26 protein-coding genes are annotated in these 26,037 nt (G+C 51.1%); 4 read left to right on the top strand and 22 right to left on the bottom strand.

Features of this window, described 5'->3' with window-relative positions; genetic code table 11:
* Window positions 1-333: 333 nt before the first annotated feature.
* The 9 genes from NZD86_RS18190 to yhfZ form a co-directional block, all read right to left on the bottom strand.
* Window positions 334-600: an HPr family phosphocarrier protein gene (locus NZD86_RS18190; RefSeq protein ID WP_268046935.1), complete on the bottom strand. Its 267-nt coding sequence runs from the start codon at window positions 598-600 to the stop codon at window positions 334-336.
* Between the two features lie 47 nt (window positions 601-647).
* Entirely contained in the window at window positions 648-1,856 is a 1,209-nt protein-coding gene (locus tag NZD86_RS18195; RefSeq protein WP_268043469.1) for a phosphopentomutase, read from the bottom strand.
* Window positions 1,853-3,004 carry an alanine racemase gene (locus NZD86_RS18200; RefSeq protein ID WP_268043470.1) on the bottom strand — a complete coding sequence of 384 codons (1,152 nt, stop codon included), beginning with the start codon at window positions 3,002-3,004 and terminating at the stop codon, window positions 1,853-1,855. Before NZD86_RS18200 ends, NZD86_RS18195 begins: the two co-directional genes overlap by 4 nt.
* A gap of 164 nt (window positions 3,005-3,168) precedes the next feature.
* Window positions 3,169-4,266: an aminotransferase class V-fold PLP-dependent enzyme gene (locus NZD86_RS18205; RefSeq protein WP_268046936.1), complete on the bottom strand. Its 1,098-nt coding sequence runs from the start codon at window positions 4,264-4,266 to the stop codon at window positions 3,169-3,171.
* Window positions 4,267-4,275: 9 nt separating this feature from the next.
* A complete protein-coding gene (locus NZD86_RS18210) occupies window positions 4,276-5,193 on the bottom strand; it encodes a phosphotriesterase family protein (RefSeq protein WP_268043472.1) in 918 nt (305 codons plus the stop codon).
* Between the two features lie 92 nt (window positions 5,194-5,285).
* Window positions 5,286-6,626: a YhfT family protein gene (locus NZD86_RS18215; protein ID WP_268043473.1), complete on the bottom strand. Its 1,341-nt coding sequence runs from the start codon at window positions 6,624-6,626 to the stop codon at window positions 5,286-5,288.
* 17 nt (window positions 6,627-6,643) lie between these two features.
* Window positions 6,644-7,015, bottom strand: coding sequence for a DUF2620 domain-containing protein (locus NZD86_RS18220; protein WP_268043474.1), 372 nt, complete (start codon window positions 7,013-7,015; stop codon window positions 6,644-6,646).
* Between the two features lie 8 nt (window positions 7,016-7,023).
* Window positions 7,024-7,377, bottom strand: a complete 354-nt coding sequence (locus NZD86_RS18225; RefSeq protein ID WP_268043475.1) for a PRD domain-containing protein — start codon at window positions 7,375-7,377, stop codon at window positions 7,024-7,026.
* 37 nt (window positions 7,378-7,414) lie between these two features.
* Complete coding sequence (yhfZ, locus tag NZD86_RS18230; RefSeq protein ID WP_268043476.1) at window positions 7,415-8,338, bottom strand: GntR family transcriptional regulator YhfZ; 924 nt, start codon at window positions 8,336-8,338, stop codon at window positions 7,415-7,417.
* Between the two features lie 168 nt (window positions 8,339-8,506).
* On the opposite strand from yhfZ, the gene NZD86_RS18235 reads away from it, so the two are divergent.
* Window positions 8,507-9,295 (top strand): Cof-type HAD-IIB family hydrolase, encoded by a 789-nt coding sequence (locus NZD86_RS18235; protein ID WP_268043478.1) that lies wholly within the window; start codon window positions 8,507-8,509, stop codon window positions 9,293-9,295.
* 67 nt (window positions 9,296-9,362) lie between these two features.
* Here NZD86_RS18235 and NZD86_RS18240 read toward each other — a convergent pair whose 3' ends face one another.
* Window positions 9,363-10,145: a DeoR/GlpR family DNA-binding transcription regulator gene (locus NZD86_RS18240; RefSeq protein ID WP_268043479.1), complete on the bottom strand. Its 783-nt coding sequence runs from the start codon at window positions 10,143-10,145 to the stop codon at window positions 9,363-9,365.
* A 191-nt stretch (window positions 10,146-10,336) separates the two neighbouring features.
* Here NZD86_RS18240 and nagB point away from each other — a divergent pair, with 191 nt between their 5' ends.
* The gene (gene nagB, locus NZD86_RS18245) at window positions 10,337-11,056 is read left to right on the top strand and encodes a glucosamine-6-phosphate deaminase (RefSeq protein ID WP_268043480.1); all 720 of its coding nucleotides are present in this window, start codon (window positions 10,337-10,339) and stop codon (window positions 11,054-11,056) included.
* Window positions 11,057-11,136: 80 nt separating this feature from the next.
* On the opposite strand, the gene NZD86_RS18250 is transcribed toward nagB, so the two are convergent.
* From NZD86_RS18250 to NZD86_RS18290, 9 genes are all read right to left on the bottom strand, one after another.
* Complete coding sequence (locus NZD86_RS18250; RefSeq protein ID WP_268043488.1) at window positions 11,137-14,352, bottom strand: BTAD domain-containing putative transcriptional regulator; 3,216 nt, start codon at window positions 14,350-14,352, stop codon at window positions 11,137-11,139.
* Window positions 14,353-14,383: 31 nt separating this feature from the next.
* A complete protein-coding gene (locus NZD86_RS18255) occupies window positions 14,384-15,169 on the bottom strand; it encodes a 3-hydroxybutyrate dehydrogenase (protein WP_268043489.1) in 786 nt (261 codons plus the stop codon).
* A gap of 12 nt (window positions 15,170-15,181) precedes the next feature.
* Window positions 15,182-16,411: an alpha/beta hydrolase family protein gene (locus tag NZD86_RS18260; RefSeq protein WP_268043490.1), complete on the bottom strand. Its 1,230-nt coding sequence runs from the start codon at window positions 16,409-16,411 to the stop codon at window positions 15,182-15,184.
* Window positions 16,372-17,367, bottom strand: a complete 996-nt coding sequence (locus NZD86_RS18265; protein WP_268043492.1) for a branched-chain amino acid ABC transporter permease — start codon at window positions 17,365-17,367, stop codon at window positions 16,372-16,374. The genes NZD86_RS18260 and NZD86_RS18265 overlap by 40 nt, the downstream gene beginning before the upstream one ends.
* Window positions 17,364-18,305, bottom strand: a complete 942-nt coding sequence (locus NZD86_RS18270; RefSeq protein WP_268043493.1) for a branched-chain amino acid ABC transporter permease — start codon at window positions 18,303-18,305, stop codon at window positions 17,364-17,366. The genes NZD86_RS18265 and NZD86_RS18270 overlap by 4 nt, the downstream gene beginning before the upstream one ends.
* Window positions 18,235-18,960 carry an ABC transporter ATP-binding protein gene (locus NZD86_RS18275; protein ID WP_268043494.1) on the bottom strand — a complete coding sequence of 242 codons (726 nt, stop codon included), beginning with the start codon at window positions 18,958-18,960 and terminating at the stop codon, window positions 18,235-18,237. Before NZD86_RS18275 ends, NZD86_RS18270 begins: the two co-directional genes overlap by 71 nt.
* A complete protein-coding gene (locus tag NZD86_RS18280) occupies window positions 18,944-19,702 on the bottom strand; it encodes an ABC transporter ATP-binding protein (RefSeq protein WP_268043495.1) in 759 nt (252 codons plus the stop codon). Before NZD86_RS18280 ends, NZD86_RS18275 begins: the two co-directional genes overlap by 17 nt.
* Before the next feature lie 41 nt (window positions 19,703-19,743).
* Complete coding sequence (locus NZD86_RS18285; RefSeq protein ID WP_268043496.1) at window positions 19,744-20,985, bottom strand: substrate-binding domain-containing protein; 1,242 nt, start codon at window positions 20,983-20,985, stop codon at window positions 19,744-19,746.
* A 245-nt stretch (window positions 20,986-21,230) separates the two neighbouring features.
* Window positions 21,231-21,566, bottom strand: coding sequence for a hypothetical protein (locus NZD86_RS18290; protein WP_268043497.1), 336 nt, complete (start codon window positions 21,564-21,566; stop codon window positions 21,231-21,233).
* A gap of 182 nt (window positions 21,567-21,748) precedes the next feature.
* Between NZD86_RS18290 and NZD86_RS18295 the strand changes: the two genes are divergently transcribed.
* Both NZD86_RS18295 and NZD86_RS18300 read left to right on the top strand, forming a co-directional pair.
* Entirely contained in the window at window positions 21,749-21,994 is a 246-nt protein-coding gene (locus NZD86_RS18295) for a hypothetical protein (protein WP_268043498.1), read from the top strand.
* A gap of 441 nt (window positions 21,995-22,435) precedes the next feature.
* A complete protein-coding gene (locus NZD86_RS18300; RefSeq protein WP_268043499.1) occupies window positions 22,436-23,128 on the top strand; it encodes a YjbE family putative metal transport protein in 693 nt (230 codons plus the stop codon).
* Between the two features lie 258 nt (window positions 23,129-23,386).
* On the opposite strand, the gene NZD86_RS18305 is transcribed toward NZD86_RS18300, so the two are convergent.
* From NZD86_RS18305 to NZD86_RS18315, 3 genes are read right to left on the bottom strand one after another with little or no spacing between them, the layout of a single operon-like run.
* Window positions 23,387-24,055, bottom strand: a complete 669-nt coding sequence (locus NZD86_RS18305; protein WP_268043500.1) for a 3-oxoacid CoA-transferase subunit B — start codon at window positions 24,053-24,055, stop codon at window positions 23,387-23,389.
* Window positions 24,056-24,103: 48 nt separating this feature from the next.
* Window positions 24,104-24,793, bottom strand: a complete 690-nt coding sequence (locus NZD86_RS18310) for a CoA transferase subunit A (protein WP_268043501.1) — start codon at window positions 24,791-24,793, stop codon at window positions 24,104-24,106.
* A gap of 15 nt (window positions 24,794-24,808) precedes the next feature.
* The gene (locus NZD86_RS18315) at window positions 24,809-26,011 is read right to left on the bottom strand and encodes an acetyl-CoA C-acetyltransferase (protein WP_268043502.1); all 1,203 of its coding nucleotides are present in this window, start codon (window positions 26,009-26,011) and stop codon (window positions 24,809-24,811) included.
* Window positions 26,012-26,037 lie beyond the last annotated feature (26 nt).

A 26,037-nucleotide genomic window follows, 5' to 3' on the forward strand; every position in this document is an offset into this window, starting at 1 on the left:
GCAAGACAACCTCTTGTGTAATTAGATTCTTCCATTCTAGGAAAAACATACGACATATTGTTCCTTGTTTTCCCTATCCCCCGTGATACACGCAAATCGCATGATTGATCATTCCTTCATACATGAGGGTTTTGCAGAATTATCTTTTCGAAGTTAATCCGAATGTATATAGCGCATGATATGTATCTAGAACGCTATATGTAGCGTTCGTTGAGGTGCTGAAGGCTATTCTGCAAAACGCTCACATATATAGAAAACAAGCTTGCGCAAAGCACAAGCTTGTTTGATAAAGCGTATGAATCTCATGCAACCACATATAAGGACGAATCGCTGTTACTCGCCGAACCCGCCGTCTACGAGTTTACAGAGTGCATCCAAAGCCTGCTCTTCGTCCGGACCTTCGGTAATAATGGATACCGTTGCTCCTTGCGGTGCCCCTAGAGCGAGCAGTCCAAGAATACTCTTTGCGTTGACTCGCTTACCGTTAACTTCCACAAATACATCTGATGAAAACTTAGTTGCCTCAGCCACAAATTGCGACGCTGGACGCGCATGAAGACCCGATCCGTTTTTCAAAGTAACCTGTTTCTCCACAACCATTTCTCCCTCACGATTCAAAATACCTAGCACTCCACGAAATGTTGAACTTACCGACTACGCATGTCACCAAAGCACGAAACACCAAACTCAGGCGCAGCTACACCAAAGAAATCAGAGACCGTCGCTGCTATGTCAGCCAACGTTTTTCGGATCCCAAGTTCGTGTGATACATCACCTTTTCGGCACACGAGAAGGGGTGTTGTCTCGCGTGTGTGCTGACTGGAGCCAATGCATGGGTCATTGCCGTGATCGGCCGTAATGATGAACAGATCCCCATCGTCTAGCGCTTCGTAAATGGCCTGTGCGCCCTTATCGACGATTTCCAGGATGCGGGCAAACTTCGGTGCATCCTGTTCATGGCCGGATAGGTCCGTCTCTTGAACGGTCGCAGAAATCAAACCTTCACCTTCCATGTTGGAAAGACGGCCTACAATCAGGTCGATCACGCCTTGACTATCCACCATCGGGTTTCGTTCGTTCACATCACCGGTGATCACGTCAGCCATCTTTCCGTACAGATAAGCTGATTTGCCGGATCGACGTAAAATCGAATGCACTTGCGTGTCGGGGTTGATACCGTAACCCAAGTGTCGGACCTGGTAGTCTTCGTTGTAAATATTCAACCGGCCAGTATCGACTCCGTTGCGTTCTGGCTGAATGACCACATGGTCAATGATGTCTTGCACCGCGACACCCGTTCCACCGAGCGGGATCACGCGACTCGTCCTGGCAATATTGCGGACAATCTGTCCAACAGCAAGAATATCTGCAAATGGAGTCACGTCGAGCGCGCCCGTGATATTGATGATCTGGCCTGGATCATTCTCCATGTTGTCCGCGATGACAATTTGTTCATTAACCAGCATGATGCGGGTACCTGCTACAGGATAAGAGACCCTCCATCCTTGCTGGACCAATTCTCGCTCAATTTCTGGCGCCAACTGATTGATAAATTGAAGCTCAGGTTGGAGCGGCTTAGCGCCCATGATCTCATTGTGACCTGCATAGCTGTCTGCACCAGGATGAAATAGATTACAACGACCAAAACTCGCTATGGGCTGTCCAATGTCAAGCAGTGTTGGCTCATCGAGAATGTTGGCAAGGCCGAACTTCGCGAGAAACGGTAGCTTTACACCTGAACTCTCCAGCACGTGCTTCATCGTGTACGCGTCCGCATCCTGCGGTCGAACCTCTTTCACATCCCGCATAGCACCAGCACCAAATCCATCGACAACCAGTACCACAGCCTTTTTCAACCTATTCGCTTCCCTTCAACGTTGTAAATCCCTTCGATTTTCGGAAGAGATGTTCCCTTGTCGCGGATGGGAACGACATTCGCTCTTGTAACAAATATCTGAGTGCGGAATGCGAGCACGACGGGCGTCCCAACAGGGAATTCGCCTTCAACCTTCAGGTAATAGTCGATACTCTCCGCGCTTGGCATGATGGCCTTGACGACCTGGGGTGTACCTCGCGATGGGCAAACTAACGCATTCTGCGCTTTTCCCCTCGGATAGTAACCTCCACCGAACACGTAACTCTCGCCTTCGAAGACATGGGATACTTCCGTTACGTATAAATACGAAGGGACTTCTGCATGACCCTTCACAGTGTGTAAGGGCGTTGTTCCCGTCAGCGCGTGTCCGGGTTCCCCATGCGTCGCACCGAGTCGCGCTAGCATTGGAATCGTGTCGACGCTCGTGGCGCTAGGTGCGTTGATTTGTTCCACGTTTACGCCGAGATCGCTTAGAGCCTTCGCCGCTAGGCGCAGTGTCTCAAAATTGTGGGTGGGTTGCGCCACGCCATCCTGTACAATGACGCTCGGGAACGACGTCACCCCCGCGATGGTCACATTCGGCAAACGCTGAATCTGGGCAACGACTTCCGGTAGATCTTCAAACTGCACGCCGCCCCGCTGACCGTCGTATAGGTAGTCACCTGGACGGACGACACGCAACAACAACTTCTGTTCCAGTCCGTGTTTTTTGGCAACTTCAGAAACATTCGTTGCCGATTCCACGTTGAAGACCGTAACGACTTCTGGGCGATATGGGATGATTTTCTCCAAGTAATATCTCGGTACTTGCACCAAATGGCCAACATGTCCAAGCTCTACGCCCTGCTCGGCGAGTAACAGTGCCTCGACCGGATCGACTGCGACAGCTTTGCGAATACCAGACTCCACAATCGCCTTGGATGCGACGGGATTGCGCCCAATCTGCTTGGTCATAAAGTATAGAGAGATGCCAGACTGGTTTGCGGCGTCTGAAAGCGCGGCTGCGTTTTGCGAAATTTGGTCAATATCGAGAATGTAAGAGTTCGGAGGTATTCGCCCTTCCCGGTAGAGTGCCAACGTTGTTTCAACTATGCTAGGATTACACTCCATCAAGGAATGAAGAAACATAGTTACACCTCCAAATGAAAGAAACCGCTATGCTCTGTCCGCATATACACTGCTCCAATTTTATCCTAGCGCTGGTGGGCGCACGTCGGTTGACCCACACGGTGCTGTCAGTCACTTCATGCGCCTTGGCGTACCCGTAGGCGACGCGCTCCATCCACTCCAGGTCACGCATCGCCAGAACGTACCTTCGAAATTGCCTGGTTTAATATCTTCACCACGAGCGAGGCGCCAGATCGCATCGGATTAATTCTTAACAAATAGGGCTTTAATTCAGGCGCACCTTCGCAAAATGACCCAGACACCCGGTAGATCATCGGGAGAACTTCGTACTTCGACTCGGCCCCTACAGGATAAGGCGCCGCGCCAAATTCGCTCGCAGCCGCGATGACCTGTGCCGCTATGGGGTCTTTGAGTTTGGCTATCACGCATCGCGATTGAGCATTCGCGACGTAGGCCTCTGTAATTCCCGGGACCGCCGATTGGTTGAGCTCGTGAGCTAGTTCTTCAACCTGCTCCGTCTGAATGGCGATGGTGACGGGTGCCATCGTGAGGGCACGGAGCAGTTCCATCGCCTCATGACCCTGCACTTGACCGCCACCGGAGTAGTTTCTCTGACGCACGACCGACGTGCACGCTGTTGGCCCTAAGACCACGCCAATTCCTTCCGGGCCGAGCAGCTTGAATGCTGAAAACGTGGACACATCCGCCCCGAGATTTACGCCAATCGCAGGTGCTTTAAACACGGCATAGTTTTCATCTACGACGATTGGAATGTTCGGTTGAGTGGCCTTCGCGACGTCGATCACGTAACCAAGATGGTACCTGTCAGCCGGTTGTTGACGCGTATGTTGAATGTACAAGAGCTTTACTCGCGTCAAAACGTCCTTTAGCGCTTCGTCATCGTGAAAATCAACCGACACCGTCCGTAGACCAAGCATGCGAATCGTTTCTTTTGTCGTTGTGTAGATCGGCGCGGAATGCACGGCAATGGCATCGCCTGGATTCACATACGCAGCCAAGGCCTTTTGGATAGCACCCGTGCCCGCTCCTCGAACAAGGACACAGTCCTCACTGCCAAAAAAACGAGCCAAGACTTTTTCGACGCGACCGGTCGCTATGGGCAAACCATTTGGCGTCACGCCAACGTCACCTAACTGAAACATTTCCGTGCCCTGGAATTCTTCGGATATGGCCTCAACTAGTTTAAATTGCAGTTGTTTCGCTTCGTCGAGCGAGATCGAATCCAAAGGAAATACTTGCATAGTCAGCACCTACTCCGCAAATGCAAGGAAACGGCGTGGATTTTTCACCATCAATTTCTCGATCACTGCCGAACTCGCACCTGCCTTTTGCAAATCCGGTAGGAACGTATCGAATAGGTAGATGTAACCCGGTCCACCGTTCTTGCGAAAATATGACTTACGAGTCATATCGACAGACAACATCAGTTGGTCTTCAAATCCTTTATCGAGGAGTACAAGTAAGTTATCGAGGCGTTCCTGGTGGGAGCGGTACTGATTTTTTCCGATGGTGTCAAATTGCATGAACGCACCGGATCGAAGCAACAGGAGTTGTTCTTCCACATTCCGATTCAAGTCTTGATGACCAAATGATACATGTGAGAGGTCGACCTGTTCTTCGTCAAAAATACGAAGCTGTTCCGTCCCTTCCGTTCCCATTTCGCAGTGGGTACTAATGGGCGCTTTGCTCAGCTTGTGCGCGTCACAGGCCGCCCGGAACACTTTGTTTTCAGCGGCCGTGATTTCGCTGAGACTGCTCCCGATTTCGGAAATAATACCGGCCTTGACTTCACTGTCACCAATTCCCTTGGTCACCTCGGTTGTAAACAACTCCGCAATTTCCTCGCGAGACTTTACATGTGCTTCCTCGGGATAGACACTTTCCTTGTAAAATCCGGTTGCGCAGACCACGTGAATGCCCATTTTGCGTGAGATCTCGGCGAGCCCGTCTGCATTCCTTCCCATTCCACGATTGGTCACTTCGACAATGGTGTTGCCACCGAATTCCTTTACTTGCCGTAACTCTTCCTCCAAGTCGGTGTTATCCGCCAAGATGGAGTCTGTTTCGTTGCGGACATGTGATAAGTCAAAAATGAGGTGCTCGTGTATCATCGTCCGCTGGATCTCTTCTGGTGAAATATCCCCTAGAACTGTTCGAATGAACCCCATATCAATTACCCCTCCAGGAACTGTGCTAGGATGGACAGAGTCCATCCTAGACGAGAATCAATTTTTAACTACGTCGTTTACCAGGCAGGTGACTACATAAGATGTGCGACGTAGAAGATATTTACTAGTACACCAGTGATAATGGCTGCTAGTGGCGCCGCCGCCAGACGAATGACAGGGCGGCCAATTGCTTCGTTAATCCCGTAAAGTGCCACGAAGATACCAAAGGCGAAGAAGTTTTGCGGATCTTTCGGCGTGTGCGTCATGGACAACGAAGCGAGTGCGGAACCTATGAGAAGGGCGTACTCTAGGACGTTGTTCATCGCGTTGCGAATGCTGTCCGATGCCTCGCGAAGTGACGGGAATCGCTCGAGACTCTTCCCAATTCCACGGAGAACAATCATTTCGATCGCAAGCCACAGAGCACCCATGACGAAAGCTGCAATATGTCCCATTAAACCCTCGCCAAAAATGACAGGTGCAAGGTAGAACCCGATAGGATATACAAGCGTAAGACCGACAACACCGTATACCCCTGAAGCGAGTGCAGTGGTGACAATGAGTGGAATAAACGCAAGTCCGCGAATCAGGTCAGCAAACGCGACCGTGCCCAATTGGGAAGTATTGTGGGTCTGGTAAATCGTGTGTAACGCTTGAAAATCCACTTCTGAACCGGATAGCCATTGAAGATTGGCAATCAACGATACCAAGCCGCCAATGACCATCATCAATGGAATCGACTTAACGATTCGCTTTGTGCGGACTTCAAATAAACTTTCGCCTTCTTCAGCGTCAGCAGTTTTGTCTTTGTTCGCTTTCACATCTTTTGCGATAGCAAACGCAACCAACAAAATGACACCGACAAACATTTCAAGGGCTTCCGGTGTGATCGGCGTCCCGTGAATGGTTACGTACTTCATCGCTGCCAACTGACGGACGATAAGTTCCAAGATAAGCGCGATAATACCTTTAACCTTGCCGAATTGGTAGAAAATCGCCAGTACAGGAAATAGTGCAAAACCAGCTAAAACCGGTGATGATAGCGCACTTAAAGAATTCAAGAAGTTGATAGGTAACATGCCGAAAACGGTATTCAGCGCGTCAAATGCCACCGTGACGCCAACACCCCATGCAGCACCCAAGACAACTGCAATCCACTTCCGTGGAGCAACGACGCCTAGAATATCGGTCGGCAAAAACAACAGCCACGGATTGAGGAGTTTTGAAGCTAACGTAAATGCGAACCCCATTGAAAATACAAAACCTGCACTCAAGCCGAAGGCAACGGATGCCATCTCCCCGCGCTTCATACGTCCTTCGACGTATTCCGGCATAATGGGACGCACACCGTCATGAAAGACGGCCCGCCCCATGTGTGACGCCAGTGAAGTTAAGGCACACAGGATGCCAACGATGATAAGCTTTGCGACCAAATTTTGTTCCCCCTAAATTACAAGTTGTGTTTTGCAAACAAGCTCTTTAACAGCATGGGAACCGCTGCCTCTATTGACTCTACAGCCATCCCGAATGCGATTTTTCCGCCAGAGACAAGTTTTTCTATCTCTTCTTGCTTCGGTTTGCCCCCAGCTTTGGCGACAGTGGCACAGTTGCTGTAGCCCAGCAAACCGATGGGAACGGAAAGTGCAGCTCCCCCGCCACTGTTGCAAGCGCCAAAATAGTAATCCGCTTCGCCTGCCTTGATTTTCTTTGACGCCTCAAAGTCGGAAGTCACAATCACCGAAACTTTGTCTCCGCCAACTTCCTTGGTCACACGCTCCGTAACCTCTTTTTTCAGTCCACCAATCGCAATTCGAATTGTCATAGTTATCCTTACTCCTTTCCTAATAGAACGCATAGATACATTGTGATGAACCCGACTTCTGCGTCCGTGACGGCAGTCAAGTCAGCCGGAAACATCTTCTTCGCGACGCCAACCAAGTCTGGATGACGATCCGCCACATCCTGAACGCTAGCCGGAATATCCATAACCGGCTCGCCGCGACGGATCCGCGCACATGCCATCGCAAAGTGGGTCACAAATGACCCTGCGTTGTTCTCGGTTAATTGAACACCATTGTCTTGTGCGAACCGACCTGCAGTCTCGAGCACATGTTGTCGCACCCCATCGCCAATTTGACCGGACGCAACCAAAATCTCTAATCTTTCAAGGAGTGTTTCATCCATGTTTGTTTCTCCCCCTTCGAGTTTCGAGATGGTTTTACTAGTATCTCGGAACTCGTGAACCGGCTAGAACCTCGTCCTGAATCCGATTAATTTGTTGTAAATCTAGCTGTTCAATCAGATTGGCGAATATCTCGTAATCCGCTTTCCGAACCACAATAGCTGCCTCGGTGGCGTCGTCCTCGTTAACATGCAACGGATACATATAAATTGGACCGGCTTTGCCGAAGCGGTGCTCCACTTCATCACTGTTCCAAACTGCAGCGTCAATCGTCCCATTTGCTAGTTCATCGAGAATTTGCATATACGGCAAATGGACATACTCGACATCCTTGTCTTGGCAAAGTTCGTAAGTAAGGGTTTTCTGATCGAACGATGACACGTCGATCCCCACTTTCATGCCTTTGCGAATGACTTTGTCGTCTTCGTTACGGACCAGTAATGCATGAGCACCAACGTATGTGATCGGGCCAAATGAGTGCAGGATACTGACTTCGTATTCGGCCGCTGCCAAGTCCGCTGCCCGTTTCGACATGACGACTAAGTCGTAGCGTCCGCCCACAAGGGCTTTAATGCGGTTCGTTCCTCCCCGCATGTAGGACAAATGGAACGGAATATTGCGTCTCTCAAAGACCGCGTATAAACCCGTCGCCAATCCTTCGTTTCTGCGTGAGTACGGAAGTGGCATTGCACCCATCAACGTAGACATCCCTGCAAATTCCCAAAGTTTTACGAAGTCCAACTCCAACAAGTACGTACCCAAGTGGCCCCGTGACTCGAGACGAACAGCCTGTGCGTCCGCCAACAACTGAATCGCACTTTGAACTGTTCCCCGTCCAACCTCACATTTCTGGGCAAAATCTTGAATCCTCGGGATTCGCGCCCCAATCTTATAGGTTAGTAATTCCCTTGCAATCTTGGTGACTGCGATTCCGTTCTTGCTGAAAAGTATCTCTTCCGACATTCACACCCCCAACGTACAAAATACTGTATTTTGATTGATTGTAATGTATCATATAACCGTGGAAAAGTGAAAGCCTTTTCTTAAAAATTTTTTTGGTAACAGCGGTTTGTTGCGAAAATGGTACAGTTATCAAGGCGACCTGAAGATGAAATCATGGGAGGGAAATCTATGAAGGCTATGTTCTTCAATATCGATGGGACAATCATTTCACCCAATACAGAAAGAGTTTCCGATTCAGTCAAAGCTGCAATCGATGAACTGCACGCGAACGGAGTCACTCCAATATTAGTTTCAGGCAGACCCCCGTTCGCCATTCAACCTGTGGCGGAAGAACTTTCCATTCATACGTACATCGCGTTCAACGGTGGACTCGCATTCCACGATGGTGAGATCATTTATAATCGCCCTATTGACAAGGCGATTATAGAAAAAATGGTTCAAATGTCCGCGCAACTTAACCACTCACTTGTTTTTCCAGGTATCGACGGCTATTTCACAACCGAAAGAAATGAATCTACTTGGTCATCTATCCAAGAATTATTCACGAGAGTCGCTCCTCTTGTAGACCCCGATTATTGGAAGACTCACGACATATACCAGATAGAACTGATAGGTAAGTCGGAACAAGTCCATCATTATGTAGAGGAATTTCAACGTGACCTGCATTTTTACTCGTGGCATATCCACAAAAACGCAACAAACGTAAACCCTATAGAAAACTCTAAAGCTATCGCCATGACTAGGGTTTTAAAACATCTTTCCATTGACATCGCCGATTCCATTGCGATTGGAGATGGACCAAACGATGTTGAAATGATCGAAACTGCAAACATTGGGATCGCGATGGGAAATGCCTGTGAATCGTTGAAGAGGGCTGCCAATTATGTTACCGCAACCGTATGGGATGACGGTGCAGTACATGCGCTGCGACACTTTAATCTCATAGCTGGAAATTAGAGTGACCTCATAGAAAAGTGACAGGTCGAACGGTCGACCTGTCACTCTAGTCTCCATTTACATCCGTCTATACCGTTTCGTCATCGTGACCCGCGACCATTACATTGCACCCGTGAGCCCGCAACGACGCAACATAATCTGGTGAGGCGTGGTCATCAGTTATAAACAGGGAAACCTCATCCAACCTGGCAACAGAGGACATGGCCACTCGGCCCAGTTTACTGTGGTCCGTCACAATGACTGTCTTGGTCGCAGACTTCAACATCATGATATTCGTCCGGCTCTCAAGGAGATTTGGCGTGGTAAACCCAGACGAAACATCTACGCCATCTACGCTGACAAATGCATAATCGGCATTAATTTGTGCGATGGCTTCGTCCGCCATGTGCCCCACCGCTGCGTATGAGCCGCTTCTCACAATTCCCCCGATTGTAACAAGGGTAATGTTTTCCCGCCCAGCCAACTCTGCTGCAATGTTAATAGCCGAGGTAACGACTGTAAGAGATTGCTTGTCAACCAGTTCCCGGGCCACAAGGGTTGTTGTTGTCCCAGGGCTGAGCATGACAACTTGCCCGTCGCCGACGAGATCGGCTGCGGCTCTCGCGATCTGCTTTTTTTCGTTTATATATAGCTCCATCTTCTCCTGAAAGAGCATCTCCAGAGGAGGATCTTGATTATATACGGCTCCGCCACGCACTCGACGGATGACGTATTCGCTTTCGAGAATGTCGAGATCGCGCCGCAAGGTGACTTCACTCACGCCGAATCGGGATTTCAACTCATCAATCCGCACTTCGCCGCGCTCTTGGATATAACCAACTATTTTCTTCCGCCGTTCCGGAGCAAGCATCTCTTCACCACCAATGATCATGGACCTGTTAGTGTATTGTAACACCCATTTGCGGGGTTTCGAAAGACTTGTGTCCGCTACCGGTTTTCGATCTGTGGTCGAATGCTTTCGTTTTAGATGATAATGTGATTGAATAGTAACGTGATGATATATGAATAACCACGTTTGGGTTTCGAAAGGTGATTGAATACATGAACATTCGAGTTTTCCCAGATCAACTTGGCGCATCCATTTACGCTGCTGCACTGATTGAGGCGACAATGACCCGTCTGGAATCCCCTGTTCTAGGGTTGGCTACAGGAGGGACGATGACCCCGGTATACCGTCAACTCGTGGACTTTCACAAACGCGGGTTAAGTTTTGCGCACGTGACAACAATCAATCTAGATGAATATATCGGACTATCACCGGAGCACCCCAACAGCTATCGTGCGTTCATGAATGAAAATTTGTTCCGCCACGTTGACGTAGACCCTGCGCGGACTTATGTGCCCTCTGGCAACGCAACTGACTTAGAGAAAGCATGCGCAGACTACGATGTAATCATTCGGTCCAATCCAGTGGATCTTCAACTGCTCGGCATTGGAGTCAACGGACACATTGGATTTAACGAACCAGCGAGTGGGCTCAAGTCGAATACACACGTCGTGGAGTTAACAGAAGAGACCATTCGCGAAAACGCGCGATTTTTTGAGGATACGGAGAGCGTGCCAACCAAAGCGATTACCGTAGGACTGCAATCGATTTTGCTGGCGAAGCAAATTCTCTTGCTCGCTTTCGGAGAGAAGAAGGCACAAGCGGTGCGCGATTCGGTCCGGGGTGATATTAGCACGAGTCTGCCGGCCAGTTTTCTCCAGGTGCATCCGAACGTTACGCTTATCCTAGACGAGGCGGCAGCGGCCCTTCTCTGATCGTTGTGGGCGTAATGGTAGACAAACAGATAACCCCGGACAGGAGGCACGGTCGAAAGCTGTCGCCGCCTGTCCGATGGTTACCCAGATATTCGGGTACCTTCGATGAGCGAATCATAGAGGTTTTGCGTGGAGCGGAGTGGACCGACGCCGAGTTCCTGTTGCAACACCCGCTCACAGGTTCTGTACACCTGGATGACCATTGCACGGTTTTGCAGAGCCCCGTACGCCGTCATTTGATAGACATATGCCGTCTCCCACGTAGGTTCCATGCGGAGCATTCGATCACACACAGAAATCACTTCCTCATAGTCTTGTTCCGCGAGAGCCCCTTCCGCATATTCTGTCGCAGTCTGTAAGTACAAACCTCGCAGCTTCTCACGCTCTCCTTCACACCAGGGTTCATACTGTGCTTCCGGCAGGTAATCTCCACGATACAGCTCCATGGCGGCTTTCAGCTTTGCTTGCCGTTGTTCGGGTGAATGATCTCCCTTGCTGTCGTGGACCGCTTGGATGAACAAGTCGCGATCGACAGACACCATATCCGATGTCGTCAGTCCATAAAAACTTCCTTCTCGAGCGATAAAGATCGTCGTGCCGCGAGAGGTTTTGTTGGGCTCAAGTGCTGCGGAAAGGACATTTAGTGCGACTTTGAAATCGCGGCTGGACACGTCCGTGTCGACATCTGACCATAAACGCTCGCAAATCTCGTCCCGATGGAACATCTGACCTCTGTATGTGACGAGGAATTGGAAGAGCTGTCTCGCCTTTTCCCGCTGCCACTCGCGTCTCGTGATTTCCGTGTAGCCTCGCCAGACGCGAAATGCCCCTAAAGTCTGCACGCGAAGCGTAAACCCGGGCGCATGTTGAATGTCCCGCATCCCAAGTTGGCGCAAGAACCGCTCGGCGTCCAGAGCCCCGTCACGGCCACGGGAAACGTGAGCCTGCAGCAATGGAACGAGCATCTGTACGTCCTTGACTCCACAAAGCGAAGGGTTCAGAAACAGCATGGAAAAATCTCCTGCCTGGGCCATTTGCAACGCTTCTGCCAGCGTTTCTTGAAATTCTGGGAGGTCCAATTGATACAACGCCACGGCCAGCCAAATTGTTGCCGCCGTTTCGAGAAACTTGTCTTCGCTCCGTTTGAAATCGCTTTTGGCACGCTGCAAAACAGGAACGGCCTCACGGGCCGAATGGTTCACAACGCAGACTTCACCATAGCCAAGCCGTACCAGATTCGCCATCCAAATGTCTCCGGCGATCCCGGCCACAGCCATTCCCTGCTCCGCATAAAATTTCGCAAGCCCCATTTCGCCGCGATAACCGTGCGCAACGCACATCCCAAGCAGGGCCTCCGACTTCCCCCTTGGGATGTTCATCTCATCCATCAGTTCAATGGCACGTTGGTACGATTGAAGTGCGTTGTCCTCCAGCGGATTCTGCAAGTGCTCAGCATGCCCCAAACGAATATAACCCACGGCGCGAACAAACGGATTGTGCAGGAACGCGCCGACAGAGTGTCCTTTCAGAGCCTGTTCTTTCGCCTTGTCCGCTTCGCCGGAAAATGAATACATGAGCGATAGTAGGAGCGTTGCCTCACGGTGGGCCAGGGCTGTTCGGCCATCCACCTTGTCGCCGTTCACTCGTGGTCGCAAGGCAAGGATTGCCTGCTTCACTTGACCCGTTCGGAGTAGAAACCGAACATCGGTGTTGTCATCCGCCAATTCGGCCCCTTCAAGGTTGGCTAGTACAGTCTGTAACCGCCGGGCGGTGGCCATTCGCCCCAAGTTGATAGCGTTTTCAAAGGCGAGTTGAATGATGGCCGCCCGTAGTAACCTGTCCTGCCGCGGTGCAAACCACCGGGAGCGGCGAATATGCTCTGCTGCCAGCGCCGGCTGGATCGTGTCCAGATACAACCGCGCCTTACCGTACTCTGCATAAGCACACATTTGTCTATCATCTAGTTGCTTGGCACATTTCAGCACTTTATCGTAGGTGGCGAGCGACTCTGCAAAATCACTCGTCAAGCGGGCAATTTCAGCCTTGAAGTAGAGAAGCTGTGGTCTGCGACCAACCATGTCGGGCGCCAACCTATCAAGCCAGCCGCGAACCGTCGATAATTGACCGCGAGCCAAATAGTCCGGGATATACTTGATGATCTCCATCGCGATCACATCGTCATCGTGAAGCAAAAACAAATAACCGATAGCCCGACTCGTTTCACCATTTTCCAAGTACCAGTTCACAGCACGCCACAGCAGTTGGTGCGTCTCTTCCCTTGACACGGTCGTCGCCAGGTACTCGCGCACGAGTGGGTGAAGAGCGTAATTCGTACCGCTGTCGTCGCGCAAGAGGTATCCCTTGCGTTCGCTTTCGAGAAGCATCTGGCCGCTGTCCGTTCGCTCCAAAACTGCATCACAGAGTTCCGGAGATAAACCTGTGAGAACAGAGGACAAGCGAAGAAAGGTCTGAAAGTCGGACGGAAGATTGACAAGAAACAATTCGCCAATTTGATCATGGAGGGACGTCCCGGAGTCCAGTGCCCGTTTCACCTTGGCAAACGACGGTTGACCTCGCCACTCTCGAAGGAGAAGGAAGAGGACCATGGCCATCCCACCCGTCCGTTCCAGTAACCACGTAATCTGCGCCCGATCCAATCGAACCTCCGCACCTCTGTCCACAGTCCCATGCTGAAATAAGAAGCCGATCTCGTCTTCCGTAAACGCCAACTCGCGTTCCCGAATGATCAACACGTCTCCACGAACGCGTAACATTTGTAAATAGGGCAACATGGGCTCCGTCCGAGAGACAAACACGACATGGAGATTCACAGGGAGGTGACGCAGCCAGCGGTCAATCCACGATAAAATGACCATGTCGTCATCCACGATGTGGAAGTCGTCAATAACGATAATCAACTCGTCATGGGTATATGTAGAAATCAATTCCGCGGCAGCCTCAGCTGACGCAAGCCAAGTCAGCGGATGGAACGAAGCCGTGACGACGTCTTCGATTTCTCCGGCCGAAACGTTGTCTGGGAGAACCGAATGGACAAACCGTGAGACAAATCGAGTGGCATCCCGTTCATCTTCCGTAAGCGTGAACCACACCGTACTTAATCCACTTTGTCTGACGTAACTGCTGACGGCAACCGTTTTTCCGTAACCGGCGCCCGCTTTCACCATGGTCGCCGGAAAGTCGATGATCTCTGACATCAACGTCAAGATACGTGGCCTCGGAACGTACGTACGGCGAATGCGAGGTGCATCAGCCTCGTGTTTTCGTCTCATGTCCATGCATCACCACCCTGCTCGCTAGATCATCATTTTATTGCGCCACGTAGCCACCGTCGATAACCACTGCCTGCCCAGTTACCCCTCGCCCAGTGTCAGCGGCCAGAAATAGAGCGTAGTCCGCTATCTCGTCGACACCAAGCAACCTCTTCTGCGGCACAAGGGAATAGATGACATCATCCAACACACGTTCCATGGCCACGCCGCGATTGTCTGCGAGGTCCTTCAACTGATTGCGAACCAAGGGCGTGTCCACGTATCCGGGACAGAGGGCATTGACGGTAATGCCGTGCTCCGCCCCTTCCAAGGCGGCCACTTTCGTGAGTCCGATGACACCGTGTTTTGCCGAGTTATATGCAGCCTTGCCAGCGAACCCGATGAGGCCGTTGATGGACGCAGTATTGATGATTCGACCGTATTTTTGCGCCTTCATGTATGGAAAGGCGTACTTGATGGAGATAAACGGTCCAACGAGCATCAACTGTATCAACTGATTGAACTTATCGACCGGGAAGTCTTCTATGGCAGATACATATTGCATGCCCGCATTGTTTACGACGATATCGACCGAATTGTAGGTTTGATGGGCAAATTGAACGAGATCGCGAACGTTTGACTCGTCGCTCGCATTGGCGGCAAAGGAACTCGACTGAAGTCCTTGCGCCGCCAGGCGTTCTGCCGCCTCTGCAGCCGCATCTTCGCGAATGTCCGAAAGGACAACATTCGCTCCCGCCAGTGCAAACCGTTCTGCGATGGCAAACCCAATCCCGCTTGCAGCGCCCGTGATGATCGCCGTTCGATCACGTAATGACAGTTCCAATCAGATCACTCCTTACAAATCCATTTTAGCGCCAGAAATCGTTCTGGAAAGTAAATCTCTGCGTTTCGTGAACTCGTTGATGTCGTCATACAGTCCAGATTTGGGTGGCAAGATGCCACGCTCAACCCAGTCCTCTAGCGCATACAGCGCAGCCTCATAGAAAGGTTGCACTGGCTGTTGGCCGGCCAGCTTGGACCGGAGCAAACCGTCGACGTGATTTCCTCGATTAATTTCGTACATGCGATGATGCTGACCGGACCCTGTCGCGTTCACTAGTTTCGCATACGCATCAGCATGATAGCGATAAGGCGTCAAACAGTCGTAGTTTCCTGCCACAGAGAGGAGGGGCTTCGTCAACTGACCGGTATTGGCAATGGGCTGGATACGCTCACCAACGATGTCTCGACGCTCGCTCCAGGGGTAGTTGGCAATTGGATCGGGATCGGTCAACCAGTCATTCGACCATTCCGCCTGAAAAGGCGCCCAAGTCGGGTCCAAGTTCCGACCATACAACCACAAGGAGACCAACCAGTAGAGCATGAAGTACTGGTCCCAAACGGACGCTGACCCCGGATTGAGACCTGCGTCCACGAGCTTTTCATACGCTTGGGAGCGCTCTTTCTCCGTCCTGTCCCCACGCCAATTGCAATACACCGGATACGCTTTCACCCATACTGGAAGTGTCGTCATGAGATGCCGCGATTCTGGGTCCCAAAATACACCTTCCCACTCAACTCCACCGTCGTACAGCAGTGGATAACGCTCAAGCATGATTCGAGTGAGGTATCCCCCGTTGCTGACACCAGAGATGTATGTTTTATTTGGCCTCTCGCCGCACGTTTCCGTGACGAGATCGGCTGCAAACTCAGTCAATTTTACGTAGACCTGTGGCCACTCCGCCATGGATCGCGCGGGATCCCGCAGGATGAGCATCGGTGTCGCTTTATCGCTGGCTGCATAAGCGTAACCATGTTGGATAGCGATATCGCTGAGCAGCAGGTCAAGTGAGAATTCGTTGCGTACAGCAGGTGTGGCGCCAATCAAGAGTTTGCCGTTCCAGACGTCCCGGTGTGGAAGGCGAATGACAGCGTTCGCTTTCTCAATCATTCCGCGCCACTGCCAACCCGGAACGGCTTTGGTGATTTTCGGATTGTCATAAACCAAAGGTTCAGCGTCCGGGTCTTTGCCGATCCCGTTTGTTGTCAAATCTTTGAGCTCTTCGATGTTGGTTGGCTCGCCCATCTTACTCGCCCTCTCCATTGTATGAATGTCCCCAGAATGCCACGTGGGACGAACCGCACAATGACAATGTAAAGAATCCCAAACACAATCATGTACTCGTTAAAGATCGGATACGCCGCGGCAAGGTTTGAGAACTCCGTCTGCGCAAAGAGAATAATGGCCGCGCCGATGAGGCCTCCAAACAAGGTGCCCGTACCGCCGATGATCGTCATAAGAAGCACATTCAGACTCACGGTCGACACGTCGTATACACCTGTACTGACGAACGACTGAGCCACAGCATAGGCTCCACCGGCAATAGCAGCGGCCACACCAGACAACACGCAGACAATCACCTTGTACCGAAAGACTGGGTGCCCCAGCTCCAACGTTCTTCGCTCGTTCTCTCGGATTCCTTGAAGAACACGTCCAACTGGAGAGCGGACAAACCGAAGTAAACACACACCTAATACAACCAGTAACACAAAGCAAAAGTAATAGGCGGAGAAGTCGTTGTTGAGCCAATCGGGCAGCGTTACGCTAATGCCGTCGTTCGCATTCGTCAGCCCTCGCAAGCCTTGCGATCCGGCCAGTACGAAGAACATTTGTCCCACGGCCAACGTAATCATCGCGAAATATGCACTCTTCACCCGCAACGAGAGAAACGCAATGATGAGACTGAGTACGATAGAAAGAACGATAGCGCAAAGAAACCCTATGACCAAACCTTCTGTCGTACCGCCTGTCTTCCCCAGGATAATGGCAACCGCATATGCACCGGTTCCAAAGAATATAGCGTGCCCAAAGGAAACAATGCCTGTGTAACCAATGAGCAGGTCATATGACATGGCGAACAATCCAAAACAAAAGATCTGCTCGAGAATGGCTGTCGTTCCGCCTCCGCCAGCGGCCATGGGAACCAGCATCAGGAGGACAAAAAGGATAGCAACAGCGACGTACCTCGTGAGCGATTTCACATGGCCCCCTCCTTCTCACCAAACAGGCCCTCGGGTCGAATGACCAGGACCACGGCCATCAAGAGAACATTGACTAGAATTGCAGCTGTGGGGAGAAAGTAACTGACCACTGCCGTTGCGATACCTATCATCAAGCTTCCAATCAACGATCCGTTCAGGCTCCCAAGTCCCCCGAGGACGACGATAATGAATGCGTTGAGTTGCATGTCCATGCCCATCGTCGGTGTCACAGAACCAAAGAACGGTCCAGCCAATGCACCGGCAAATCCAGCTAGTGCTGCACCTAGAATAAACACGAGAGTAAAGATACGACGGATGGGGATCCCGCGGGCTTCAACCAATTCAGGATTGCCGACACCCGCACGGATGATGACGCCCAGTCGACTCCGGTGCAAAGTGACTTGTAGAGCTAGATACACGAGAATCCCGACAATTATGATAAAAACATTGTAACCGACGATAACGACGTGACCCGCTATCCAGGAGTGGTTGAGGCCATGTGGCACAGTCGAACTTTGCGGGTTGCGGCCAAAAGGAACCTTGATGAGCTCCGAAAGTACGACCAAGATCCCCATCGTCATGAGCAATTGCCCATTGCCGTCCCGGTAAACAGACGCAAGTAATCCACGTTCCATGAGAAAACCAAGCAGACCACCGACGACGAATCCGCCAATGAGGGCAACGACAAAATTATGCGTACTAGTGTAGAGAAACATGGCGATGTACCCGCCCCACAAATACAAGCCACCGTGGGCGAAATTGATGACGCGCATCAATCCGAAAATCAGCGTAAGTCCGGCGGCCATGAGAAAATAGAGGGCGGCATTCGCGATGCCGTTCATCAGCAGTGTCGCAAACACGGACATCTTACCAACCTCCCTCTGCAACGTGCAATCCGAGATACCGCTGTTGTAGTTCTTCAGACTGGACGAACTCACTCATCGTCCCCCGCAGAACCGTCTGACCGTCATCAATGATAGTGAAACTATCACCTACTTGACTTGCCAGATAAAAGTTTTGCTCCACAAGTAGAACGGTTGTGCTCGTTCGCAGCATGCGGATCACCTCGACAAGCTTCTCCACCATTTTCGGTGACAGGCCTTTGCTGGGTTCATCTATGAGCATCAGGGGACTATCGGACAATAATAGGCACCCCATGCCGAGCATTTGCTTTTGTCCGCCGCTCAACGTGCCTGCATGACGACGAAGAGCATCTTTTAAATCGGGAAAAACAGTAAACACCTTTTCCAGTTTTTCTTGAACCCGTTTGTCTCTCCTCGACGTTGCCAAGAGGAGATTTTCCTCGACTGTCAAGTTTGCAAACACATGGCCTTCTTCTGGCAAATAAGACATGCCTGCTCTGACAATTTGGTGGGTCGGCAGTGAGGTGATGGATTGACCCAGAAAGCGAATGGCCCCGCTTCGAGCGTGCACGTACCCCATGATCGTGCGCAGCGTCGTCGTCTTGCCTGCTCCGTTTCTCCCCAGAATGACCGTGACACTGTTCTCCGGTACGGTCATGGACACCCCCTGCAGGATGTGGAATTGACCAATGTCCGCGTACACATTTTCCAACTCAAGCAATGCCCCCATGGTGCCCTCCTAGGTAAGCTCGTTCGACCTCTTTGTTTGCCAATACGTCTTCGATTGTTCCCTCAGCCAGAAGCTCGCCGTGATTGAGGACGGCAATACGATCAGAAAAACGCATCACAACGTCAATTTTGTGCTCGACCAGGATGATGGCGTAATCGCCGGTAACTTTCAGTTCGGCGACGAGATCGAGAATGGCCGGCACTTCTGAAACGCTCATCCCGGCGGTCGGTTCGTCAAGCAAAAGGATCTTCGGCTGAATGGCAAGGAGCATGGCGAACTCGAGCTTGCGCTTGTCACCATGGGATAACGATCGCGCCGTCTGATGCAGGGCGTCGCTCAGGTGAACCATCTCCAGGTAGTGTCGACTCGTCTGGTCAACCGTCGCTGGAATGGCTGAAAACAGCGAGCGCAAGCGAACTCGGCGATGGGCCTGCACCGCTAAAGCCACGTTCTCCAGTGCCGTTAAATTAGGAAATAGGTGTGTCGTTTGAAACGATCTCCCCAGTCCCCCCCGCGCACGCCTATCCGGACGCCAACGAGTAATATCCACCCCGCCATAGATGAGCCTGCCTTCCACTATCGGAAGTTGACCGCTGATACCGTTCAACAATGTCGTTTTACCTGCTCCGTTGGGTCCAATGAGGGAGACAAACTCGCCGTCTTGAAGCGCCAATGTGACGCCGTTGATAATCCGTGTTTTGCCATAACCGACACTGATCCGATCAAGTGTAAGCTCTGCCACGCCGTCCCCTCCATTCCATCTCATCCTTGATGCGAAATGTCCTATTTATTGAGAATGGGTGGGGTTGTTTGGTCTGCCGAAATGACGCCTTTGAGAACGGGTACAGGGTAGTTGACCCCGCTCTGTTTCTGCAACTCAACACTGTATTGATCCTGCAAGGCCTGGTGGTCCTCACTGCGGAACGTATAGGTTCCTTTTGGCCCGTCAAACGACATACCTGCCATAGCCTGTGACAGCGTGTTCCCATCAGATTTGCCACCGGTCTTTTTGAGCCCGTCAACAATGGCGATCGCGGCGGCCATGCCATCGGGATCGAACAGGTCGGGAACGGTATTGAACTTCGCTTTATCCTGCTTCACTAGGTAGTCATTGGCAGGGGTGTTTGGCAGAGTGTTATAATATGTTGTAAATCCTCGCATGCCTTCAAAACCTTGGAAAAGAGCTTGGATTGCAGCAATGTTGGGAATGCCGGTGACGATGGTGATACCCTGTTTTTGCAGTTGCATGTCTTGAATCGCCTTCCAGGGTCCTGGGGCACCAGCCCATGTCACAAACAAATATTTTGGCTTCGCCTGAAGGATTTTCTCGAGTTGCGGGGTGAAGTCTGTCGCGGCCGGATCGGCGTAAACATCCAATGTGTCCTTGAGTCGCGCCTGTGTCGCCAGTGTCTTAAACGCCTTTACGGAATCCCAGCCAAACGCATAATTCGGTGCTAGCTGGGCGACGGTTGCACCTTTTTCAGGAATCGATAGAACAGCCGCTTTCGCTTCCATGTAAGAGTTTGGTGAAACTTTGAAAACGTACTTGTTGTAGTTTTTTCCTGTAATGGTATCTGCAACAGCTGGACCGACGACAAACACGGTGTGCGCTTTTTGGGCTTGCGGCTCAACGGCAATAGCACTTGCACTGTTCGCGCATCCCGCGAGAATATCCACCTTATCATTTTGTAACAGTGCCTTGGCAGCCGTTACGGCCTGGTTAGGGTCTCCTGCGTCATCTTTCCATACCACCGAAATTTTGCGCCCATCGACTGTATCTGTTCCGTTGGTCGCGTAATCCATCCCGATTTGGAAACCTCGCTTCCACTCAGTACCGTAGTCCGCTATGGCTCCCGTCAACGATGTCACAACGCCAATCTTCAACGGTTTTGCCGACGAAGACGACGATCCCGCCGAGTTATTCGCAGCACCGCCGGAGTTACCCTGTACGCCACAACCTACCAGGCTAAGCGCAGCCACTGCCGCGGCTGCAGATTTCCACTTTGCCGAAACTAAGGATCCCACTTTGATTGCCCCCTCTGTCTTGAAAGCGTATTCATTGTTCTGCTGTGAACGTAACACATGCAAGTAACAAGGAAGTCACAAAATAGGGACAGAAAAAGGTGAAACATATTCGGCGTATGGATCGTCTATATGGATGGAAACGCACAAACCCCTTATCTCCCCGCCAGAATGATTGGCGGGGGTTTTTTTGCAACAGTCCGTCTGTGAAGTCAAAAGAAAAACCCGCCGAAGCGGGCTAAACATCATTAATGAACGACCCGGTTCCGAAGTTCCTGCAGTCGATTCCACTGCTTCTGGAGTAAATCAAGTCGTTGATCGAACGAGATGGTGTCCCAATGTTCATATAAGTGTCGGTTGGCGTTTTCAAATCGCTCAAGCGTGTTTAGAAATGCCTCTGATTGCGCGTCGCTGGTCGTTTCCTCCGAGTATGCCCGTTCTGCAATCTGTTCCAGCCTGTTTTGTTGCTTCTCGAGCACCATATCAATTTCCTCGTCGGTCAAGTTATTCCATACATCGAGAAGAGCAGCGTTTGCCAGTTCGTAATTTTGAAGCGTTTGCTCAATGACCTGCTGGTTTTGCATAAGCACCCTCCACATAGTTTATGGCACATCGGGCGTTATTTTGCTCGTCAGCAGTGTGGTTATGCACTCTCTAAATAGAGTGTGTCCGCAATGGACCGGAGATAATTTAGGTGTTTGCCCATACATAATCCACGCTTTCGATGTTTATATATATTTAGTCATTTCAATTAGGGAGCGATATCATGAAAACAAACATTGAAAACGCCCTAATTCTTGGGGTTCGGGAAGTGGAAATGGGTGGGGATACGCTGTATTTCGTCGATTGGTGCACGGATCAAGAATACAGTTCTCGGATTTTCCCCAATGATTTGTTCTTCTACGAATACGTCACGGGGAGAAGAGTGACACTGAACGTTAAGGTGACTGAGTTCAACGGAGCGGTACTGTACGATATCGTGAAAGCGACCTTTGTCAATCAAGCCTCTTGATGCCAAACCAGCTGAGGGATCCTGGGACGAAAGCGTGCCTGATCGCAAGCTCGCTACACCGTCCCAGACTACGCTCAGTCTCGGGATTGGACGGTCTCCTCTGAATCAACAGCCTCAGTTGAACATACATAAAACGCGGTTGTTCCAAGAACCATTGATTGTGACTACTGTGACCAGTGTGCTTGACATATCTCCAGCAGCAATCTATCATACCCTAGGCAGGTTGGATACCACATGCGTATCAACTGGCTTGTAAGGGAGTAGCTACCGTAAATCATAATTTGCGGTTAAAGAACGTCGTCAGTACGGCATTAGCCCGGCGTCTTACATGATTCCGAAAGATAGATGGGTCATGGGCGAGACTTACAGTCCTGATTTTGGGCTGTTCGTCTCGCCTTTTTTGCGTTCGTCGGGCTCAGACTACCCATGAGGTGAGTATTCTTGAACTGGTTTTTTCTTCTTTGCAACGTTACATTGATAAACATTATCCTGTCAGGAGATAACGCGCTCGCAATCTCCATTGCTGCGGGTAGGCTTCCTCGAAAACTGAGAAAAAAGGCCATTCTGTTTGGAAGCATTGTGGCAATTCTACTGTTAATCCTATTTATTACAGTAGGTTCATATGTAATCAAACTTCCTGTCTTGAAAAGTATCGCGGGAATTCTGCTCATGTGGATTGCTGCCAAATTAGCAGTGGATCGCATGAAACCGGCGCAAAATGAGAAACCAGAAAACGAGGCTCAGTCAGAGGGATTGCTTAAGGCAATCGGCACAATTGTCATCGCGGATCTAGGGATGGAGCTGGACAATGCGATGGCGATGCTCGGTGCTGCGAACGGAAGAATGAGTGTTTTACTGGTTGGTCTTCTCATCACCATTCCGTTTCTCGTGGTGGGGAGTCACTTTATTGCGAACCTGATGGATAAATTCTCGTGGATCACCTACATTGCATCGACTTATATCGCTTGGATCGCAGGAAATATGTTTGCCGACGACCCGGTCTTCCAAAACATCCCGTGGAGCCCGTTGCTACAGTGGATGGCTCCAGTTCTGTGCGTACTTATTTTCATTACCATCATGTCGGTCTCACTCATACGATCTCGGCATCGTCACCAAACAACAAGACAATCATAAACTTGTTCATGAGCGATCCATCAACATTGATTGCTCATGTCAACTGTACCTGACATTCAAGTGCGGGAATGACTATAGTATCTCAAGCCTTTGGGACGCTCTTCGCGGATGAATCCCACCCTCTGAAATACAATCCCATTGGCTTTGATATACGTCCGTGGGGATAAAAACGGCGAACACCTTCCAGTAGGTTATGGTCGTCCCCACGGACGAGTACATATCTGTCCTCGTTGGCCAGGCACCCCTGGCCAACTTTTTTCAATACGCATCCAACTGCACATCGTCCGCCACGATAAGCTCTGGTTGTGTAACCTTTTGAATGTCGTCCACGGTGTACCCTGTAGCGACCTCCACGAGACGCAATCCTTCCGGCGTGACATCGATCACGGCCCTGTCCGTAATAATGCGCTGAACAACCCGCTTGCCAGTCAGGGGCAGAGTGCACTCGTTGAGAACTTTCGGTTCACCGGTTTTGTTCACGTGGTCCATAATGACGACCACTCGCTTCGCCCCGTGAACCAGATCCATAGCGCCACCCATACCCTTGACCATCTTTCCTGGGATCATCCAATTCGCCAAGTCTCCATCTTTCGAGACTTCCATGCCTCCGAGAACAGCGAGATCGATATGTCCGCCGCGAATCATGGCGAACGAGTCCGCGCTATCGAAGAATGCCGCACCCGTCACCGCCGTGACCGTTTCTTTCCCGGCGTTAATGAGGTCTGGATCCACCTCGTCATCTAATGGATACGGCCCAATGCCAAGCATTCCATTTTCCGAATGTAATACGACACGCTTCGTCTCGGGGATAAAGTTTGCGATCAACGTAGGGATCCCAATTCCCAAATTCACGTAAAATCCGTCCTGTACTTCCCGTTCAGCCCGTTTCGCGATCCGCTCGCGAACCGACATCTTATCGTCCGCCATCCTCTTTCCCTCCTAAACGTATACAAGCTCCGTGGTGAAACCCAAGATTCATTTGCGAGTTGTCCGCTTTTCGATCCGCTTCTCCTGTCGCCCAACAATCAATTTTTGCACAAGTATGCCAGGCGTATGGACCTGCGTCGGATCGATCTCGCCCGCCTCAACGAGTTCTTCCACCTCTGCGATAGTGATTCTTCCGGCCATCGCCATGATTGGGTTAAAGTTCATAGCGGTTTTGTTGTATACGAGGTTCCCCATCGTGTCACCCGTTGTCGCACGAATGAGCGAGACGTTAGCTGTTAGGGACTCTTCTAAGATGTAATCCTTGCCGTGAAAGCTGCGAATTTCGCGCCCGTCGGCAAGCGGTGTTCCAACCCCAGCCGGTGTGTAGAATGCCGGAATACCAGCTCCTCCCGCGCGGATTCTTTCTGCCAGAGTCCCCTGCGGTGTCAGCTCGACTTCCACCTCGCCTGCGAGATACTGGCGTTCAAACTCTTTGTTTTCACCCACGTAGGATGCAATGATCTTCTTGATTTGCCGATTCTTCAAAAGCAATCCCAAACCCCAGTCATCCACCCCACAGTTGTTCGAGACAACCGTTAAGTCCTTCACACCCTTGCGTGCGAGGGCAAGGATTAAATTCTCCGGAATCCCCACTAAGCCAAATCCGCCAACCATGATGGTCGCACCATCTTGAATGTCAGAAACTACGTCGTCAAACGAGGTGAAAATCGTCTTCATGACATCCCATCTCCTCTATTCAAATTTCGACTGTGGACGTTCCACAATCGTCGCAATTCCTTGGCCGCCACCGATACATAACGCCGCCAAACCATAGCGAACGTCTCTGCGCTTCATTTCGTGCAGTAGCGTAACGAGAATGCGCGCACCGCTGGCACCGATGGGATGGCCTAGCGCAATGGCTCCGCCGTTCACGTTGAGGATGCTGTCGTCGAACTCAAAATGGCTCGAGAACGCAAGTGACTGTGCGGCGAACGCTTCGTTGGCTTCGATGAGATCGATATCCTGTATCGTCAAACCGGCTTTTGCCAAGGCTTTTTTCGTAGCTGGCACCGGTCCAATTCCCATGATGGCCGGATCGACGCCCGCAGTCCCGTTCGACTTGATGACGGCCAGCGGTTCCAAGCCGAGCTCATCCGCTTTTGCCCTGCTCATGATGACGAGCGCTGCCGCCGCGTCGTTGATGCCAGACGCATTGCCGGCCGTGACCATGCCATCCGGTTTGAACGCTGGGCGCAATTTGGCCAAACTTTCCGGACTTGCGTCCGGCCTCGGGTGCTCGTCCTTCTCGACCCGAGTTGGCGCGCCTTTGCGCTGAGGGACATCCACAGGGACGATTTCGTCTTCTAATTTCCCAGCGTTGATGGCTTCCACAGCCTTTCGTTGGCTGGCGAGCGCGAACGCGTCCAATTGTTCACGGGTAAGCCCGTACTGTTCACATAGGTTTTCCGCCGTGATCCCCATGTGATAGTCGTTAAACGCGCACCACAGGCCATCGTGAATCATACTGTCGACAACGGTCTGATTCCCCATCCGATACCCATACCGTGCACCTTTCAGCAGGTACGGAGCCTGGGTCATATTCTCCATGCCACCTGCAACGACAACATCGTTTTCACCGCTGATGATGGACTGCCATGCGAGTTGCACTGCCTTCAAGCCGGATCCACACACTTTATTGATAGTCATGGCAGGCGTTTCTTGCGGCAAACCGGCTGCCATCGACGCTTGACGAGCCGGATTTTGTCCTAGACCCGCTTGTAACACATTTCCCATGATGACCTCATCCACGTGCGATTTCTGAATACCGGCCCGAAGAATGGCTGCTTCAATCGCGATTGCACCAAGTTGTACAGCTGACACAGCTTTGAACGCACCGTTGAAACTGCCGATTGGCGTGCGAACTGCACTGACAATAACGACTTCCGTTGAGCTCATTTACGACCTTCCTTTCCGTTCCGTGA

It is taken from the genome of Alicyclobacillus dauci, assembly GCF_026651605.1.
Classification (GTDB): Bacteria; Bacillota; Bacilli; order Alicyclobacillales; family Alicyclobacillaceae; genus Alicyclobacillus; species Alicyclobacillus dauci.

Bases quoted from the DNA above. Each gene is read 5' to 3' on its own strand.
- NZD86_RS18240 (WP_268043479.1), bottom strand. From the start codon at position 10,145: ATGCTTGCTCCGGAACGGCGGAAGAAAATAGTTGGTTATATCCAAGAG.
- NZD86_RS18275 (WP_268043494.1), bottom strand. From the start codon at position 18,960: ATGGGGGCATTGCTTGAGTTGGAAAATGTGTACGCGGACATTGGTCAA.
- NZD86_RS18305 (WP_268043500.1), bottom strand. From the start codon at position 24,055: ATGGCGGACGATAAGATGTCGGTTCGCGAGCGGATCGCGAAACGGGCT.
- NZD86_RS18290 (WP_268043497.1), bottom strand. From the start codon at position 21,566: ATGCAAAACCAGCAGGTCATTGAGCAAACGCTTCAAAATTACGAACTG.
- NZD86_RS18210 (WP_268043472.1), bottom strand. From the start codon at position 5,193: ATGGGGTTCATTCGAACAGTTCTAGGGGATATTTCACCAGAAGAGATC.
- NZD86_RS18310 (WP_268043501.1), bottom strand. From the start codon at position 24,793: ATGAAGACGATTTTCACCTCGTTTGACGACGTAGTTTCTGACATTCAA.
- NZD86_RS18315 (WP_268043502.1), bottom strand. From the start codon at position 26,011: ATGAGCTCAACGGAAGTCGTTATTGTCAGTGCAGTTCGCACGCCAATC.
- NZD86_RS18260 (WP_268043490.1), bottom strand. From the start codon at position 16,411: ATGGGCGAGCCAACCAACATCGAAGAGCTCAAAGATTTGACAACAAAC.
- NZD86_RS18220 (WP_268043474.1), bottom strand. From the start codon at position 7,015: ATGACAATTCGAATTGCGATTGGTGGACTGAAAAAAGAGGTTACGGAG.
- NZD86_RS18225 (WP_268043475.1), bottom strand. From the start codon at position 7,377: ATGGATGAAACACTCCTTGAAAGATTAGAGATTTTGGTTGCGTCCGGT.
- NZD86_RS18250 (WP_268043488.1), bottom strand. From the start codon at position 14,352: ATGGACATGAGACGAAAACACGAGGCTGATGCACCTCGCATTCGCCGT.
- nagB (WP_268043480.1), top strand. From the start codon at position 10,337: ATGAACATTCGAGTTTTCCCAGATCAACTTGGCGCATCCATTTACGCT.
- NZD86_RS18205 (WP_268046936.1), bottom strand. From the start codon at position 4,266: ATGCAAGTATTTCCTTTGGATTCGATCTCGCTCGACGAAGCGAAACAA.
- NZD86_RS18200 (WP_268043470.1), bottom strand. From the start codon at position 3,004: ATGTTTCTTCATTCCTTGATGGAGTGTAATCCTAGCATAGTTGAAACA.
- NZD86_RS18295 (WP_268043498.1), top strand. From the start codon at position 21,749: ATGAAAACAAACATTGAAAACGCCCTAATTCTTGGGGTTCGGGAAGTG.
- NZD86_RS18190 (WP_268046935.1), bottom strand. From the start codon at position 600: ATGGTTGTGGAGAAACAGGTTACTTTGAAAAACGGATCGGGTCTTCAT.
- NZD86_RS18235 (WP_268043478.1), top strand. From the start codon at position 8,507: ATGAAGGCTATGTTCTTCAATATCGATGGGACAATCATTTCACCCAAT.
- yhfZ (WP_268043476.1), bottom strand. From the start codon at position 8,338: ATGTCGGAAGAGATACTTTTCAGCAAGAACGGAATCGCAGTCACCAAG.